Raw genomic sequence first — 17,079 nt, 5'->3', positions numbered from 1 at the left:
CCGTCAAACGGAAAGCCGCAATGCGGCAGCGGTGGCGAACGGACATAGCGTCGCGCTCGCCGCCAGAAAAGCGCCCAGCACCGCGAGATAACCATCAACGGGAAGACCCGCAGCGGCCGCTTCGCAGGCGGCGGAAGCAAAAATCAGCATCGGAACAGAGAGCGGCAGCACCAGTAAACTGAGTAGAACGCCACCGCGTTTTAAACCCACCGTCAGCGCCGCGCCTACCGAACCAATAAAACTCAGCGTGGGCGTCCCCAGCAATAACGTCAGAAACAGCACGCCTGCGCTATGCGCGTTCAAACCCAGCAGCAACGCCGCCAGCGGTGAAACCAGCAGCAGCGGCACCCCGGTCATCATCCAGTGCGCCAGCACTTTCGCCATCACCACGCCCGGAAGCGGCGTCGGCAGCAGTAATTGCTGCTCCAGCGAACCGTCCAGCAGGTCGTCGCGAAATAAGCGGTCCATCACCAGCAGCGCGGCCAGCAACGCCGCAACCCAAATAACGCCAGGCGCGATTTGCGCCAGCAGCGCGTTTTCCGGCCCAACGCTAAAGGGAAACAGCGTGATGACAATCAGGAAAAACCACAGCGGGTTAAGGATGTCCGCACCTCGCCGCCAGGCCAGACGCAGCTCGCAGAGAAAAATCGTGCGGATCATGAAACGTACGCCTCCCCGCCGGATAACGTTAAGACGCGTAACGGGCAGTTCAGCGACCGCAGCGGCTGATGGGTGGTCAGCACCACGCTGCCGCCTCTGTGCACGTGTTTTTCCAGCCGACGGGTCAGTATTTCAATCGCTGACACATCAAGCGCCGCCAGCGGTTCATCGAGTATCCATAACGCGGCATCGCTTAACCACAGCCGCGCCAGCGCGCTGCGTCGTTGCTGCCCGGCCGAGAGCTGAAACAGCGGCAAGTCTTCGAAACCCGCCAGACCTATCGCCGCCAGCGCTGTTTCCCGCGCCGCAAGCGTTGAACGCGGATAAAAGAAGCGCAGATTCTCTTCGGCAGTGAGCGCGGTTTTGACGCCCGGTTTGTGCCCAATCCACAACAGCTGTTGATGGAACGTGTCACGCGCGCGCGAAAGCCGTTCTCCCCCCCAGAATACATCACCGTTTTCAGGCTGAGTCAGTCCGGCTAACAGGCGTAGCAGAGAGGTTTTACCTGAGCCATTCGCGCCCGCTATTTGCACCACTTCCCCGGGCTCCACCGTGAAAGACAGCGACTCAAATAGCACCCGTTCCTCGTAGACGCAGGTCAGTTGATTTGCGTGCAGCATGAAAAACCCTTTAACGGGGAGCGAGGCTCCCCGTTTGTCCGTTACGGCGTTGGTAGTTTGGAGATATCGGCGTTGCCCATCGCTTTTTCATCGTGAGAAAGCGATTTGCGCACCTTCGCCACGTCCGATGCACTGACCGGAGGCGCGTTGTTGCCCCAACTGGTGCGGATAAAGTTGGTCACATCCGCCACCTGTTGATCGTCCAGACGCCAGCCGAATGACGGCATGGTCAGGTTGGAGACGGCCCCTTTCACTGCCGGTGTCGTGCTGCCGGTGAGGATGATGTGAATCAGCGAGGTGGCATCTTCCGTCTGCACCACCGGATTGCCTTTCAGCGACGGGAAGGCACGTTTGTAGCCTACGCCATCGGTACGGTGACAGGCTGCGCAGTTATCCACATACAGCGATGCGCCAGGCTTGCTGTCGTTCCCTTTCCACAAATCTTTCGCCACGCTGTCTTCAACCGGCGCAGGCGTCTGCTTGCCGTCGCGCGGAGGCAGGGATTTGAGGTAGCGGGAAATCGCCGTAATGTCATCGTCAGAGAGATATTGCAGGCTGTGTTCCACCACATCGCTCATGCCGCCGAAGACCACGGATTTGTCGTTACGCCCGGTTTTCAGGAATTCCGCCAGTTCCGCTTCGCTCCAGGTACCCAGCCCGTCGCGATTTTCACCGCGCAGGCTGGAAGCCACCCAACCATCAATCGGGCTATTGCTGCCGGAAAGATAGTTATCGCCGTCTTTTTCGCTCAGGGCTTTTTCCTGCATGGTCAGGCTACGCGGCGTATGGCAGGCACCACAGTGCCCCAGCCCTTCCACCAGATAACGACCACGTTCCAGCACCGGGTCGGCGTTGGGATTAACGACAAAGTCTTTCGGCGTTGGCGCAAACATCAGACGCCAGATGGAAAGCGGCCAGCGCATGGAGAGCGGCCACGGGATATCGGAGTCGCGATTTGGCTCGGCCTGCGGTTCCACACCATGCATAAAGTAGGCGTACATCGCGCGCATATCCGCTTCGCTCACGCGAGCAAACGACGGGAATGGCATCGCCGGATACAGCGTTGAGCCACCTTTGCGGACCCCTTTGCGCACCGCATCGTCAAACTCTTCGAAGGTGTAATCGCCGATGCCGTTCTTTTTGTCCGGCGTAATGTTGGTTGAATAAATGGTGCCGATCGGTGTTTCCATCGGCAGACCACCGGCGAACGGTTTCCCGTCTTTACCGTTAGTGTGGCAAGCCACACAGTCGCCCGCGCGCGCCAGGTATTCTCCCTGACGAATGAGATTGCTGTCGGTTGACGCATCCTGCGCGAAGCTTGCGAAGCTCAGCGCGCCCAGCACCAGCGCCGATAACAGTTGAATTTTCATCGTTGCCTTCCTTATGCCTGTACCAGTGGGCCCGGGTTTCTCAGATACTGTTCACGGATCGCTTTTGCTGACCAGTAGGCCAGCGCGGCAACCGTCCCTGTCGGGTTATATCCCAGCCCCTGCGGGAAGGCCGATGCGCCGATGACGAACACGTTATGCACATCCCAGCTTTGCAGATAGCGGTTTACGGCACTGGTTTTCGGGTCTTCGCCCATCACCGCCCCACCGTTCATGTGGGTGGTCTGATAGCTGGTGGTATCGAAATGGCTGTTGGCATTTTTCGGGCTGCCAAGCATGTATTTCGGGTTCATCGCTTTGGCGATTGGCGCCATCTTGTCAAACATGAACTGCGCCATCTTGATGTCGTTTTCCTGCCAGTCAAACGTCATACGCAGCAGCGGCTGACCGTAGATGTTTTTGTAGTTAGGATCGAGGTCAAGATAGTTCTGACGATAGGACTGGTGCGCACCGTGGGCATCCATCGACAGATGGTGCGTATAGGTATCGGCGACCGCCGCTTTCCACTTGCTTCCCCATGCCGGGGTTCCCGGAGGTACTGGCAGGCCGGAAATCGGTTTGGTACCGGCCTGGTTTACCCAGAACGGTGAGCCGCCAACAAAACCAACTTCACTGTGGTCAAAGTTATCGGCGTTAAAGTCATCGATACCGACGCCGTTACCGCCCGCCCCGATGAACGGGTTGGTGAAGGTGTCTTTGTCGAAGATAGCTTTAATCGTCGTCATGTTCTGGTAGGCGAAGTTACGCCCAACCACACCTTCTCCGGTTTCCGGGTTATACGGTTTGCCGATACCTGACAGTAACATCAGGTGAACGTTGTGGAACTGGAACGCGCCAACAATCACCAGATCGGCTGGCTGTTCGACTTCACGCCCCTGCGCATCGACATAGGTTACGCCCGTCGCGCGGGTTTTATCATCGGTCAGATTGACTTTAAGTACGTTGGAATTGGTGCGCAGTTCAAAGCGTTTTTCCATCCGCAGCGCAGGCAAAATGTTCACGTTTGGCGAGGCTTTGGAATACATGTAGCAGGCATAACCACTACAGAATCCGCAGAAGTTACACGGCCCCATCTGCGCGCCGTAGGGGTTAGTGTAAGAATCAGAAGTATTTGCGGACGGCAGGTTGTACGGGTGGTAGCCCACTTCACGCCCGGCCTTTTCAAACAACTGTGCAGACCAGGTATTTTTCTGGGCAGGCAGCGGGAAATCGTCTGAACGATCCGGCGCGAACGGGTTTCCGCCGCGATCTTTCCCAACCACTTTGCCTTTCACCGTCCACGCCGTTCCCGATGTCCCGAACACTTTTTCGGCTTTATCGAAGAAGGGTTCAAGCTCGTCGTAGGTGACGCCGAAATCCTGAATGATCATGTCCTGGGGAATGAAATTCTTACCGTAGCGCTCTTCATAGTGGCTGCGCATACGTAATTCGACTGGGTCTGCGCGGAAGTGAACCCCCGACCAGTGAAGCCCAGCGCCACCTACGCCCGTCCCCGGCAGGAAGGCCGCAAGCTGGCGATAAGGAACGGCAGTCTGGCTGCTGTTGTGACGGATAGTGACAGTGCTTTTAGAGAGATCCTGGAACAGCTTGCGGCGAATGTTGTAGGTCAGTTCATCAATAACCTGCGGATATGCGCCATCCGGCCAGGTATCGCGCATCGGGCCGCGCTCCAGCGCCACCACATTCAGCCCGGCTTCGGTCAGTTCTTTGGCCATGATCGCGCCAACCCAACCGAATCCGACAATCACCGCGTCGGTTTTTTTCATTACTGTTGCCATCGTTATGCCCTCTCCCCATTAATTGATACTGGCGGGAAGGGGTAACGCTCGCCCCGTTCAACCCAGTCCATAAAGTCGGCGCGTGCGCCGGGAAAATTAATCAGCGTCCAGCCCACCATGCCTTTGTTACCGCCATGAATCGGGTCGCTAAAGAATCCTTCACGGGTGTTCTGGAGTAAGTAGGAGAAGAACAGAGAGGCGGGAAGCTGTTTAAAGCTGGCAGCGCCCGATTCAAATTGGCTCAGGGCGGCATCCTGCTTTGCACCATCCAGTTCGGCAAACGGTTTGCCATACTGCTGGCGACACCAGTCATTGGCTTCGACAATGCCGAGGTTATAGATTTGCTTTGGCACCAGAGGAAGTTGATACCCCATCTCTTTCGGCACATCCGGGTTAAATGGCCCCTGCATGTACCAGATGGAGCCAGTAGCATATGGCGTATTCATCTGACGATCGATGAACTCAGGTACGCCCGCTTCCAGCGCGCCCGGGCCCCGCTCATCCGCAGGAATAAGCCGCGCGACAGCGGCTTTTACAAACGCCCATTCATCACTGTTAAAAAACCGTGGTGTCCACTCACCCTGATCGGGCGCTGAGTGAGGCTTACTTTCTGCGGCGACGGCGTTTTCAACCATCCCCAGGGCGCCAACACTGCTGCCGCCCACCACGACCGCAGGAATTAACGTCATCGACTTGACCAGAAAGTCACGTCTCGAACTGTTTGTTTTCTCGCTCGACATTGTCACACATCCCTTCAATTAATTTTCACACGCTACCGAATAAGAAAATACCTAGCCATAAATAAGAAATATTACCATTCCAACAAAATCGTTCGAATGGCAATACGAGTCATTAACCTTTCAGCCTCTCATGGGCCTGTAGGTATTATTTATGCATCAATGATAGACCATTGTTGCCGATTGTTATTTGCGATCGAGTGAATAGCTGCCTGGGCCGGTGAAAGCCAGCAGTAAGAAACCGCCACAAATGCTAACGTTTTTGAAGAAATTGGTCATTGCCATATACTGATCCATACCGGTCATGCTCCAGTAAGGGTGACCAATAATGGCAGTTGCAACGGTGTAGACAGCCAAAAGCAGCGCCAAAGGACGGGTGAAATAACCGGCAACGATAAGTAACCCAAACACCAGCTCAACAATAACGGCAATAATCGCGGAAATCTGCGGCAGTGGCGCACCGACGGATGCCATATAGCCCACGGTGCCCTCGAACCCCATCATTTTCTGCCAGCCAAATAACACAAACAGGATTGCCAGTAAAATACGAGCAACCAACAAGAAGCCATTTTTATATTTGTCCAGCGATAAGTACTGCATGATGTTTCCCTAGATAAAACAATAGATTAAAAAATAACCTTATATGACATTGAGTAATGGCACTTCTTTTTCATTGAAGTCCACTCCCTGTAAAAAGCACGATCTTGAATTAGATAACACTACTTTTTACATGCGCATTTTATTCCTTCAGAATTCCCTTACAACATCAATTAGGTATACTCAGTGTCTCAGTTTAGTTGACAAAGCCCGTATTGCCTTAACGTTTCAACATGCAAAAAGTGCTATTTAGAAATTTTTCTGTGTCGAGGGGGGATTTAACCAGTATTAATTTCATCATTAAAAAGTTTCATCCCTTTATCATTATCACGCTAATACGGATGAAACCTGGAATACCAGACATTGCGGAAGGGATATAGCAAAGGTATTAACTATTGATAATAATTAATCCATTACTGGTTGTAAATTGCAAACGATGAAATTTAGTGCCAGGCATCTAATCCTGGCACCCACGTTGAATGATCTTCGGCGAAGTGATACTGAAAAGGTTGGTAAGCGATCAATTCATTTTTGTATGAAATATGCCAACGCGATTATGCCAGTAACTCCCGGCGAATAATGTCCGTACCCGCACTCAGCGCGTTAAGTTTACCCGCCGCCACCTGGCGAGATAAGGGTGCCATCCCGCAGTTAGTCGAAGGATATAGCTTATCCGCCTCTACAAACTGAAGCGCTTTGCGTAAGGTATCAGCCACCTCCTCCGCCGTCTCAATGGCAGAGGTCGCCACATCGATAGCCCCTACCATTACCTTTTTACCGCGAATCAGCTCCAGCAGATCCATCGGTACGCGTGAGTTGTGGCACTCCAGCGAGATGATATCGATTGTCGATTGCTGCAATTTCGGGAATGCCTCTTCATATTGTCGCCACTCAGATCCCAGCGTCTTTTTCCAGTCGGTGTTGGCTTTGATGCCGTATCCGTAGCAGATGTGCACTGCTGTTTCGCATTTCAGCCCTTCAACGGCCCTTTCCAGTGCGGCGATGCCCCAGTCATTCACTTCATCAAAAAACACGTTAAAAGCCGGCTCATCAAACTGGATGATATCGACACCTGCTGCTTCTAACTCTTTGGCTTCCTGATTGAGAATTTTGGCGAATTCCCAGGCCAGTTTTTCACGGCTTTTATAATGCGCGTCATACAGCGTGTCGATCATGGTCATCGGCCCAGGCAGCGCCCATTTAATGGGTTGTTTCGTGAGCTGACGAAGATAGCGGGCATCGTCAACGAAAACAGGTTTTTGACGCTCAACCGCGCCGACAACAGTGGGAACACTGGCATCGTAGCGATTACGAATTTTAACGACTTCGCGTTTTTCAAAATCCACGCCGTTGAGGTGTTCAATAAACGTGGTGACAAAATGCTGACGCGTTTGCTCGCCATCACTGACAATATCAATGCCCGCACGTAATTGATCGTCCAGAGATAAACGTAAAGCATCTTGCTTGCCTGCAATTAATTCTTCATTTTGCAGTTTCCACGGCGACCAGAGGGTTTCGGGTTGAGCAAGCCATAACGGTTTCGGTAAACTGCCAGCAGTCGAGGTTGGGAGCAATGTTTTCATAACAGGTGACCTTCTCTTTTCAATTAATCAAAGCGCGTAGTGAGCGGACCATTGCTCAAGAATATGCTGGTAGGGTTTAATAAAGTGTTGCTCGGTGTACTTCCCTTGTTCAATCGCCAACTGGCTACGTTCTTCGCGGTCATAGACAATTTTCGTTAACGAATGATCGTCATGATTGAGATCCGGTTGATAGTGCAACCCGGCAGGTGAATTCGCGTTATAAATTTCCGGCCGATAGATCTTCTGGAATGTCTCCATCGTGCTAATCGTGCCGATCAGTTCAAGATCGGTATAATCGCGCAGTAAATCGCCGGTGAAATAAAAGGCGAGCGGCGCCACGCTGCCTTTCGGCATAAAATAGCGCACCTGTAACCCCATTTTATTGAAGTATCGCTCCGTTAACGACGTTCCTTCCTGCTGGTACTCATAACCGAGCACAGGATGTTGATTCCCGGTTTGTTGATAGGTGTCTTTGCTCGACACGCTAAGACAGATAACCGGCGATTTTTTGAAGTTGTCGCTGTAAACACGAGAGTTGATAAAATGCCTGAAGATATTCCCGTGCAGCTCACCAAAATTCTCCGGAATACTGAATTGGGTGGTGTTTTTATTATGCGCTAACAGCAATACACTGAAGTCATAATCACGCACCCAGGATGAGAAATTATTCCCCACAATACCCTCGATGCGCTCACCCACTTTCTTGTCGAGAAGGGCAGTTTGTAATATTTCGATCACCGGGAAGACGCCGCTCTGGCCTTTGATGCCCATGTCTACAGAGATAATCTCCAGTTCGACGGAATAACGATCGCCTTTCGGGTTATCCCAATTGGCCAGCGAGTTAAATCGGTTATCGATCATCTTTAAGGTGTTGCGTAAATTCTGCTGACGATTTTCCCCGCGCGCCAGATTCGCAAAGTTAGTGGTAATACGCGTGTTTTCTGAAGGGTTATAATTCTCATCAAAACGGCTGCGCTTGATGGTAAAAGTAAATTCGTCATTCATCGTCTTTTGGCACCCTGGGTTCAGACATGAAACCGCGCATCAGCTTCGCCAGCCAGATGTAACCGGCTTGTTGGCGCTGCGGCACTCATGTTGTCAGTAAGTTATAACAATATTAATGACAGAGCCGCCGGGGGAGAGAAAGCGAGTTAATTTCAATGCAATATGAGCGATGTTCATGTTGGCATTTGGGTTAATGCGGGTGCGTAAGCGTTGAAGAACGTCGAGAAGCAAAAATCCCGGACAATTTCTTGCCCGGGATTGTGTATTTGGCCAGGCCCAGGTGACCTTCCTTTATCCGATGAGAATAAAGTCATTAACATCCACGCTTTTAACGTTTACGTTTTCTAAAGTAACAACATTGCCATCAATCGGATTGCCGAGGGTAATAACGGTACTGTTACCCGCGCCTCCGGCAATCGTGACGCTGCTGGCAAAATTCGCCACACTAATGCCTGATAGGCTCAGATCGAGGTGGTCCTGTCCTCCGCTGGGATGACTATCGAAACCGCTGGTAATACGGTCTCGGCCAAAGCCTTTGCTAAAGACAAAGGTGTCATCTCCGGCACCACCGGTCATGATATCAGCTCCCAGACCACCCTCGAGTCTATCGTTACCCGCACCGCCTGTCAGGTTGTCGTGACCGGCCCCGCCCTTAAGAATATCGGCGCCGTCTCCCCCCTCAAGCGTGTCATTTCCTGCTCCACCATTGAGAGTGTCGTTGCCACCCATTCCATACAAAACGTCATTACCGCTGCCACCATTGATGGTATTGACAAGGGCATTCCCTCTGCCGGTGAAAGCGCCAGTCCCACTGAATATCAGAGTTTCAACGTTATTGGTTAACGTGTAATCTTTGAGGGTAGTGTAGACAATATCCATCCCGCCATTACGTTCCTCCTTGACAATATCACCACTATTTTCAACGATATAGGTGTCATTTCCAGTACCACCCTTCATCACATCGGCGCCCGCACCGCCGTTAAGAGTATCGTTACCAGCCCCGCCGTTGAGCGTGTCGTTGCCGCCACCGCCATTAAGGACGAGGTTGTGGCCGACAACAACCGGTGGGTTATCAAGCTGACTGGTGCCAAAGATATTCTCAGGAAGATTAATCAGGCCCGTATTGCGTGCCACAATCCCGGCAAAGCCCTGTTCCTCAATGGCCTCGTAGAGATCCAGATGCTCCACGCGGTCGAGATAATAGAGCCGATCACCTTCCTGAATCCGGTCAAGTTGCTCGTGAATGATGGCCCAGAAAGTCTGGCCAACCACGCCGCCATTGATGTGCTTCTCGGCGAGCCCACCAACGAACAGATCAACTCTGTCGATACCTTTGACCGTGTTTCCATTAACAAATTTATAGCCAGGGTTCGCCGCCAGGAAGCCTGCAATCTGAGACTCCTCCAGCACGAGGTCGGGATAAGCCTGCCGGAATTGCCCAATGATGGTGTCGCTGAGATTGTTCCGCGCCTGGAAGTCCTCCCACGAACTGTAAGGTGTGAGGGAGCCAGCAAAGCTGACCGCCTCCCTCACATACGGATCGAGAGAAGCCATCAGGTCGGCCCGGATCTGGTTCATCGACCCCAGGCCGACATCCCACTCGCGGGCGACGTCGAAGGCAAACACGTCAGCACTCATACGAACGAGGTCGTTTCGCACAGCATCAACGATATTGACGTCAACTTCTTCCGCTTGCTGGACAACCCCACCGGCAATGATCCCGGCAGCGCCCAGTTGCTCATAGCCCGGTTGCGGAGAGTAAGGCAATTGCGCTTTAGGGAAGGTGAACGCACTCGTATCGTTGGTCGGATTGAGGAAGGCGTCGAACAGCGGGACCTGCGTGGCATTGCCCTGCGCGTCAAGCACCGTTAGCGTCTGCCCTATCAGCGAATGGCCGAACCGGTAGGCGGCCGTCGCGAACTCGTGCGAGACGCGCGCATCCACGTCTGGATTGTACCCGGCGAAACCGTGATCGCCCGTACCTCTCATCCCCCCCAGCAACTTGTCGGCAAAGTCGGTGTAAATCACGCGCTGATATTCAGCCTCGTTGATTATCTTGGCTGCCTGGAAAAGCTCTTCAGCGGTTCCTTCGAATCCGGCGTCGAGCAGCCCGTTGACATGGAAGTTGTGATTCCGCTCCCAGATGTTATGGATAGCGGTGAGTGCAATATTCTCGTTCGCCCGTCCATCACCCGCTACGTAGTGGTCGAGCAGGTTAATAAAGGGATTGGTGTCGAGCAGCAGCGCAAAGCCGCTTCCCATGAAATTAGAGGTCATGGCAGGCAGCATCGACTGATTGATAACGCCATTGCTGTCGACAAGCCCGGCAAAATACTCACGAAAGGTCACGCTGTGGTCGCCCGGCAGTGTGTAGTCGGCGAACTGCGTGTTGTTGTTCCAGTGATGCAGGATCAGTTCCCTGAGTGTAGGGAGCAGTGTGAAATCCGGATTGGATGGATCCACGCCGCCCTCCAACAGCTTGCCCGAAAACCCGCCCAGACCATTGCCTTCACGCAGGAACTGACCGACAAGTTCGTTCGAACCATATGTTTGGTTCTGGTCAGCGAAGGGGGATGTCTTATTGAGGTGCTGCGGAATACCATTGGCATCAATGCTGTCAACGGTGCCGCGTGTCAGGTCCGCGGGATCAGGAAACATGCCCGGCGTGCCAATCTGGATCGTTCCGTTGCCTCCCTTTCCGAGGAAATCAAGACCGTGATCGAAGTACTGACCGAAGGCCGTGAACAAACTGTTCACCCTGGCGGCGTTGCCGGAAAGGTTGGCTTCCTGTGTGCCAAGGATATTACTGATGGCGCGCGGATCCAGCCCGGAGAACAGAGGATTGATATCGCGGTTATGCGTCATCTCATTGTAAGCACCGTAGTGCGCGTCGGTGAGTCGTATGAACGGTTGATCGGCGGAACCGTAGTCAAGGTGAACACGGTTATTACCGGTACCTTCGAGATCGCGGATACCCAGCGCATCGTTGTCTTCACCGCCTTCGAGCCCATTGACAAGATTCTTCAGGTTAGCGATATCACTGGCGTTGAGCGGGAAAGCGCCGTCGCCGCCGACATCATCATCATTGTCTTTATCATCGTCATCCGACGACGCGTTCTTGCTGGCGACGAGAATGGGATCGGTAACGTTGTTCACTTCAGCGGTGGGTATGATACTGGCGGTCTTGCTACTGCTCGTTGCTGCGCTTCCCCCATGAAACGAGGCATCAATAACGCGCAGGAAGGAATTTTCTGCACCAGCATACCTGGCTTGCCCAGTGGCCAGGTTGCTAATGCTGACCTCGAAGGCAGGTATAACGAACGGTACCAGACGGTTGGATAAGATATTGACGTTGAAACCGTCGTTATCCGTTTGTGTTGCAGGGAGTTGCTTGAGTATATATTTCAGGTCAGGCTTTTTGACATCGTTCATTTTCATTTCTCTCAATAATGACTATGAACAGGCACGAAAAGGCGAAGCCGGTATGAGGCACTCGAATTACGCGCCTGAAATAGCTAACTGAACGAGTAGACAGAGCAGCTCCGCCCCGGGGGAAAACGATCTCGATTCCCCCTTCACTTCAAAAAACGACCCTAAGATGGATATATGCTCAGCCCCACCGGAAAATCGCGACGACTTAGTCTGCTAACGTAATAGCAGGCTTCAGACGCGCGCTTCCCTCACATTGAATAAAGCTAAAAATATAATAACCGTCAATGATTAAACCCAGCACAAAGAAAAAATTAATTATTAATAGCGTCACGATAAAATCATTAATATAAAAGTTTATAAGTAAACCCTGAAAATAATACGTTATGAGTACCGTTTTATTAACATACCGCGACTACCTTATATTCATCTGTCATCGCAGCGATACACGAGTCCGGTTGCCACCGCATTACGCGGGCCTTCCGTTCCACGAATGTTGCCCTGCCCGGCGACCACACCATAATGGGATAACGCATCGGTGATCATTTGCGGGATTTCGAAGTCCAGCGATGATCCTCCCACCAGCACGACAAAGGCCATGTCACGGATTTCGCCCCCCGGTGAGACCTGCCGCAGAGCGCGCAGACAATTGGTCACAAAGACCTTCTCTTTTGCCTGTCGGCGCACCAGACGGATTTTTTCCAGCGACGTGTGATTATCAATCGGGATCAGGGTACCGTTTTTGATATACACCACTTTAGCGAACACGGTCGGGCTGAGCGGTTCACGGAAAAACTCCACCGCCCCATTTTCATGGCGAATACTAAACAGGCTTTCAACTTTGGCGAGCGGGTACTTCTTAATCTCCTCCGCCAGCGTCAAATCGCTTAATCCAAGCTCGGTTTTGATAAGCAAGCTGACCATATTGCCCGCCCCCGCCAGATGCACCGATTTTATCTGCCCTGATCCATTGATGGTGGCGGCATCGGTGGAACCCGCGCCCAAATCCAGGATAGCCAGCGGTGTGTCGCTTCCCGGTGTCGTGAGCGCTCCGGCAATCGCCATATTGGCCTCAACGCCGCCCACTTCCACGCGGGGGCTTAAACGTTGGCTGAGTTCGCGGGCAATGACCTCCATTTGTAGTCGGTCAGATTTCACCATAGCCGCAATGCCCACGGCATTTTCCATCGAGAACTCATCCGCCAGCCCGCCCTGAATCTTGCAGGGAATGAATGTGTCCACGGCAAGTAAATCCTGAATAAAGACCTCATGAGCACCGTGACCGCTCAGGGAAGCCATCACCTGGCGCACCCGTTCCAGCATCCCGCCAGCGTGAGTGCCGGGTTCCCCGCGAATATCGCAAATCGGGGCACACCCGGCGACGGCGCGCATAATCGACTCGGCCCCACGTGCCACATCCGCCTGGACGGTGCGCTTTTCCCCACGCACGGTGATATGCCCCACCGGGATCACCCGCGATTTCACATCACCTTTCGGCGTTTTCAGCACCACCGCCGAACGGTTGCCGATAAGCGCCCTCGCCACGGGTACAATCATCCGTGTCTCTTCCGGGCTGAGCGAAAACCAGGTGGCGATGCCATAGGGGTTAGATAACAGCGAAATCACCTGCCCGGTCGCCGCCACTTCTACCGCCGCGAGCACGCCTTCGGGTACCTGGTCGATAAGCGTCACTTCATCAACAATCGGCAAGGTCCGCTGCAGGCGATTATTGATCAGCACGCCGTCATCCTGCTGGAGGATCACTGCCACCACGTTGATGCCCCGCGTGAGCGCCTCATTCAGTTGCCAGGCGGCATCCATAAAATCGACCTGATGGTCCACCAGCGGTATCCATCCGCTGCTGTACTCTTCGGGTGTAAGCGCGTCCAGATTTTCCAGACGGATGGTGGTTCCCACACCCAGCCCCTCACCGCCCGGCGTCTGGGGGTTATGCCCAATCATCGTCGATTCGGTGATAATGGTTTCGGTAATGGTCTCCATCGCCACATCGCCAATGACCGGCGCGGCCTCATTCAGGCAAATGAGCGCCACATCCTGCTGACTGCGCCCGGCTTTATCCAGCGCCTGCGTGAGGGAGCCAATCACCCCGCTGATGTTGTCCCGTGTCCCTTTCGTTCCGGTCGTCGGCACGATACCGCTGGCAAGAAACCGCAGTCCCTGGTGGGTGGACTCCGCCAGGGCGACCTCTGTCGTGGCGTTGCCAATATCAATTCCCGCAATCAATGCCATATCAGCTCGCCCTTATGCTTCTTTTTTACGCAGCTTATCGCGCTGGCGATAGACTTCTGCCGATTCTCGAATAAACGCGGCGGTGATCGTCGCCTGATACTGGTTTTCCAGTTCATCGGCAATCGCCAGCAGCTCCTCGGTGGAAGAACGATACGGGCGCAGCGCATTGTAGATTTCGAGGATCCGGCTGTCAGGAATGGCAATTAACTCCCCGGCGCGTCGCAGGTTGCGGGCGATAGCATGGCGCTGCATCTGTTCTGCGATTTGCGCCTGATACTCCAGAGTTTCCCGTGAGATACGCACATCCTGCGGACCCACCTTTCCGGCGAGAACATTTTCAAGCGTGATATCGGTAAGCGGTTTTCCGGTCGGCGTCTGGATACGCTCCGGGCAGCGGGTTGCCAGCGGGTAATCTGCTGCCGTCATCGTGGTTTTCGTGGTCATTTTTCCTCCCGGATAATGTCAATATTCAGCGCAACGGGTTTGGCATCCGGCACCACATGTTTTGTCTCTTTGATGTGGAACAACGCCGCCTTCGCCATAAATTTCGGGCGCACCATCTGGTCATTCACCACCGGCACCGGCGAGGGCGATTCTTTGCGGGCATAGCGCGCGGCGTTTTTGCCAATCTGACGATAGGTTTCGAGCGTTAACAGCGGAGCCTGAGAGAACAGCTCCAGATTACTGAGGGGCAACAGATCGCGTTGGTGGATTACCGTTGTCCCTTTAGACTGGATACCAATACCAATCCCCGAGCCGCTGAGATTTGCCGCATCCCAGGACATAAAGGAGACATCCGAGGTGCGCAGGATCCTGACCACTCTGGCATGCAGCCCCTCTTCCTCAACGCCCGCCACCAGCTCTTTGATAATTGCTTTATGCGGCATATCAATGAGGGTTTGGTGCTGAAATTTATCAAATGCCGGGCCAACGCCAATGACAACTTCATCGGCACGTTCACCCACACCGGCAACGCCGTTTTCAACCAGCGTCAGGGTAAAAACCGGGCTCTTTTTCTGTTTCGTTTCCATGATGCAGTTCCCCTTACTCGATGCTGTCAGGCTGGATAACCGTGGCAATGTTTTTGATCTCTTCCCAGCGTTCCGGGGAGATTCGGTAGCCCGTTCCCGGCCCCTGGTAATCGTTGACATCGTTTACGGCGCTGACCACGTCAAAATCACGGTCGAGGATCGCAGAGGTTTGCAGATAATCCCCGGTCACACGCTGGCGCAGCATATTGAGAATATTGTCAGCCACATCATCAAATCCGTTAACGCTCAGGGCCTTAACAATATCCAGCCCGGTGATATTGCGTTTCATCATCTCTTCCACCGCAGCCAGGTCTTCCACCACATTACGCGGCGGCATGTCTTTACTGCCGTGCGCATAAGTCGCCGCCGTCACTTCTTCATCGGTCACCGCAGGCAGCCCCAGTTCACGAAATACTGCCTGCACCGCGCGGGCCGCTTTATTGCGGATGGCGATAGTCTCTTCTTCTGATACCGGACGCAGGCCGCCATCGACCATCAGGTCACGTTGCAGAATGTTGTAATCGTCAAAGTCTTCCGCGTCGAAATTCGACCCGGCGAACATGTTGTCGTAGTTCGGTACGGCGCTATAGCCAGAGAAGATAAAGTCCGTCCCCGGCAGCATCTGCATCAGCGTGCGTGCCGTGCGGCGAATATCAGAGTGGGAGAACGTCTGGTCATTGGCTGAGGCCACTTCCAGGTCGAGCATGGAGGCAATCAGGTTTTCCGCCAGCACCGCACGAATACCGGAAGGTACCGCCCCGGTCATGCCAATGCAGCTTACCGCGCCATTTTGTAGCCCCTGCACCCCGGCACCTTTGGTGATAAAGATGCAGCGTGACTCCAGGTAAAGCATCGATTTGCTTTCTGAATATCCCATCAGCGCTTCCGAGCCTGTACCAGACGTATAGCGCATTTTCAGCCCGCGAGACGCGTAGGCAGATGCCAGAAAGGCTTTGGACCACGGTGTATCGTCGCCATCGGTGAACACCGCTTCAGTACCGTACACGGAGACTGTTTCCGCATAGCTGGTAAACCCGCGCATTCCCAGCTCCAGTTCGGTGGCTTCTTCCACTGAGCACTGGGTTAATACGCCAGGACGGCCAGATTGCGAGCCCACCAACAACGCCAGGGCATTAAACGGCGCATAGCGGGCAATGCCGACGGTGGTTTCCTGTTCGGAGAATCCGCGGATCCCCGCTTCGGCGGCATCCGCCGCAATCTGCACCGGGTTGTCTTTCAGGTTGGTCACATGGCACTGATTGGAAGGCGTGCGCCGCGCGCGCATTTTCTGCAACGCCATCATCATTTCCACCACGTTCATGTGGGCCATCACTTCCACCGCTTTCGCCGGGGTAATGGCGGTGGTGATGTTAATGATCTCTGCCCGCCCCACGTTGATATCCACCAGCATGCGTGAAATCGTCAACGCATCCAGGGCCATTGCGCGTTCTGTCTGTTCAATGTTGATGGCGTAATCGGCGATAAACCGGTCAATCATGTCGAAGTCGGCACGGGCTTTGCCGTCCAGTTCAACAATGCGTCCGTTTTCGACTTTCACGGAAGATGGCGGGTCCCAGGGGCTACCCATTGCAATCAGCCCTTCTTCAGGCCATTCACCAATCAGGCCATCCTGGTTAACTGGCCGCTTTTCGAGGACTTCGAATCGTTTTGATCGTCTCATTTTGCTCTGGCTCATAAGATTAAAAAATTGTGCCCGGTAGTGCTCTCCGGGTGAGAATTACCGGCAACTTAAAGGGTGCAGCGCAATAAAAAAATTAAATAAATTTGGTTTCATTTTGGGACATCTTTTCGTTAATCCGTTTCACTGTGGAACGTAATAAAACAGCCCCACAAATAAATGTGATACACGACCGACGTCAAATCAAAATAGTGCTAAAAAAGCATTTCCTATAAAACAACCCGCCCATTACCCCCTGTTGACTTACGTTCATTAAAAGCAAAAATAACACCAAAGGATTAATGTGATTTTCGTCCATTAAT

Annotated in this window: 13 protein-coding genes; all 13 read right to left on the bottom strand. The window is 53.3% G+C overall.

The features are described 5' to 3' along the window. Window positions 1–3: 3 nt before the first annotated feature. Complete coding sequence (ccmB, locus tag NMC31_RS02440) at window positions 4–660, bottom strand: heme exporter protein CcmB (RefSeq protein WP_253896842.1); 657 nt, start codon at window positions 658–660, stop codon at window positions 4–6. After that, window positions 657–1,280, bottom strand: a complete 624-nt coding sequence (ccmA, locus tag NMC31_RS02435; protein ID WP_149461576.1) for a cytochrome c biogenesis heme-transporting ATPase CcmA — start codon at window positions 1,278–1,280, stop codon at window positions 657–659. The genes ccmB and ccmA overlap by 4 nt, the downstream gene beginning before the upstream one ends. Before the next feature lie 41 nt (window positions 1,281–1,321). Then, window positions 1,322–2,650: a c-type cytochrome gene (locus NMC31_RS02430; RefSeq protein ID WP_253896841.1), complete on the bottom strand. Its 1,329-nt coding sequence runs from the start codon at window positions 2,648–2,650 to the stop codon at window positions 1,322–1,324. An 11-nt stretch (window positions 2,651–2,661) separates the two neighbouring features. After that, entirely contained in the window at window positions 2,662–4,446 is a 1,785-nt protein-coding gene (locus tag NMC31_RS02425) for a GMC family oxidoreductase (RefSeq protein WP_149461574.1), read from the bottom strand. Between the two features lie 2 nt (window positions 4,447–4,448). After that, entirely contained in the window at window positions 4,449–5,186 is a 738-nt protein-coding gene (locus NMC31_RS02420) for a gluconate 2-dehydrogenase subunit 3 family protein (RefSeq protein ID WP_253896840.1), read from the bottom strand. Between the two features lie 183 nt (window positions 5,187–5,369). Next, on the bottom strand, window positions 5,370–5,783 hold the full coding sequence (locus NMC31_RS02415) for a DoxX family protein (protein ID WP_149461572.1): 414 nt from the start codon (window positions 5,781–5,783) through the stop codon (window positions 5,370–5,372). Window positions 5,784–6,334: 551 nt separating this feature from the next. Continuing rightward, window positions 6,335–7,363, bottom strand: a complete 1,029-nt coding sequence (locus NMC31_RS02410; RefSeq protein WP_253896839.1) for a methionine synthase — start codon at window positions 7,361–7,363, stop codon at window positions 6,335–6,337. 27 nt (window positions 7,364–7,390) lie between these two features. Beyond that, complete coding sequence (locus NMC31_RS02405) at window positions 7,391–8,368, bottom strand: DUF1852 domain-containing protein (RefSeq protein ID WP_253896838.1); 978 nt, start codon at window positions 8,366–8,368, stop codon at window positions 7,391–7,393. Between the two features lie 291 nt (window positions 8,369–8,659). Further along, complete coding sequence (locus NMC31_RS02400) at window positions 8,660–11,800, bottom strand: peroxidase family protein (protein WP_253896837.1); 3,141 nt, start codon at window positions 11,798–11,800, stop codon at window positions 8,660–8,662. 423 nt (window positions 11,801–12,223) lie between these two features. Next, a complete protein-coding gene (locus tag NMC31_RS02395) occupies window positions 12,224–14,047 on the bottom strand; it encodes a diol dehydratase reactivase subunit alpha (protein ID WP_253896836.1) in 1,824 nt (607 codons plus the stop codon). 12 nt (window positions 14,048–14,059) lie between these two features. Continuing rightward, window positions 14,060–14,491: a diol dehydratase small subunit gene (locus tag NMC31_RS02390; RefSeq protein ID WP_436649320.1), complete on the bottom strand. Its 432-nt coding sequence runs from the start codon at window positions 14,489–14,491 to the stop codon at window positions 14,060–14,062. Continuing rightward, window positions 14,488–15,078, bottom strand: a complete 591-nt coding sequence (locus NMC31_RS02385) for a propanediol/glycerol family dehydratase medium subunit (RefSeq protein WP_253896835.1) — start codon at window positions 15,076–15,078, stop codon at window positions 14,488–14,490. Before NMC31_RS02385 ends, NMC31_RS02390 begins: the two co-directional genes overlap by 4 nt. 13 nt (window positions 15,079–15,091) lie before the next feature. Then, the gene (locus NMC31_RS02380) at window positions 15,092–16,759 is read right to left on the bottom strand and encodes a propanediol/glycerol family dehydratase large subunit (protein WP_149461565.1); all 1,668 of its coding nucleotides are present in this window, start codon (window positions 16,757–16,759) and stop codon (window positions 15,092–15,094) included. Window positions 16,760–17,079: the final 320 nt, after the last annotated feature.

The organism is Pseudocitrobacter vendiensis (assembly GCF_943590815.1).
Taxonomy (GTDB): domain Bacteria; phylum Pseudomonadota; class Gammaproteobacteria; order Enterobacterales; family Enterobacteriaceae; genus Pseudocitrobacter; species Pseudocitrobacter vendiensis.
This window is presented reverse-complemented; position numbering and strand designations above follow the sequence as displayed.